Annotated in this window: 1 protein-coding gene; it reads left to right on the top strand. The window is 62.4% G+C overall.

Translation table 11 applies throughout. From position 1 onward, the window contains the following. Positions 1–434: 434 nt before the first annotated feature. The coding region (locus VQ02_RS32680; RefSeq protein WP_048448439.1) for a nucleoside triphosphate pyrophosphohydrolase family protein at positions 435–1,194 on the top strand (760 nt) is incomplete at its 3' end.

Raw genomic sequence — 1,194 nt, 5'->3', positions numbered from 1 at the left:
ATGGTGAGGTCCTGGTCGGTGGAGGAGACGCGGGCGTAGCCGAAACGGGGCATTCGGGGCTTCAAAATGTCACAAAAGGGTGGCTTGAGCAGCCCTGGCGTATCAAAAACCAAAACTGGCCGTTTTGTGACATGGGCACGTTGTAACATCAGACCGTCATATAACGGTATGCCCTTATGAGACTTTCAGGGGCTGCGCCTTGTGCCCGATCGCGCGAGCTCCTGCCCTGTGACCAAGGGTGAAGCCGCCGTGCTTCAGAAGCGAAGATCTTGTTGCTGCCAAGCTTCAGATATTGACGCGCGGTCGATGGCCCTGCCAACGTTGCGCCCGACGAAGGCAGCGGTTGCCCTCGTCGCGTCGCGGCGAATGGCTGGCGGCGTTGGAGTTGTTCATGTGGGGGCTGGAGGAGCTGTGGCCCAGCTAGCGCGTGTTGCATGACGCACGAAGCCTTCGCCCCCCTCACCATCGCCGAGTACGCCGCGCAGGCAGCCCTTACGGATCAGCGCAGTGACGGTGGATCGCTGGCATTCCCACTCCTTGGCCTCTTCGGCGAGACGGGAAGCCTGCTCAGCGAGGTCAAGAAGAAGCAGCGCGACCGTACCTCCTATCGCGGCTACGCGGGTGCAGTCGTCGAGGAACTCGGCGACGTCCTATGGTACTTCGCAGCGGTGGCATTCCGCACGGGCGTCCCTCTGCCAGGCGTCTTCGCCGAAGCAGTTTCCGCGACGGGCAACGATGGCGCGATCACCCTGGCTGCCTTGCAGCCCGACATCATGCCTCGAGCCGGAGATCCGACTGCCGCATTCGAGCGCACACTGCTGAAGCTGGCCGGGGAGGTCGGGATCCTTGTCATGGATGCACAAGGACAGGGTGGCGAGAAGAGCATCGGTCTGCCGCGCAACCGTCTGGTTACGATTGCGCGGACGCTCATTCAAGCAGCCAACGAGGCCGGCGTTACGCTAGAGGCCGCGGCCATCAAGAACCTTGCGAAGATTAGCGACCGCTGGCCGCGCGAACGGCAGTATCCCGCGCCGCTTGACGCCCTTGCCGACGCCGAGGAGCGCCTGCCACGCAGCATTGCAATCGAGATATTCGAGAGGGAGGTTCGCGGACGGACCTATGTCTTTCAACGACGGAATGGCATCAACATCGGTGATCGGCTGACCCGAGGGACAGGTCAACCGCCTCAAGCTG

The organism is Methylobacterium variabile, assembly GCF_001043975.1.
Lineage (GTDB): Bacteria > Pseudomonadota > Alphaproteobacteria > Rhizobiales > Beijerinckiaceae > Methylobacterium > Methylobacterium variabile.
This window is presented reverse-complemented; position numbering and strand designations above follow the sequence as displayed.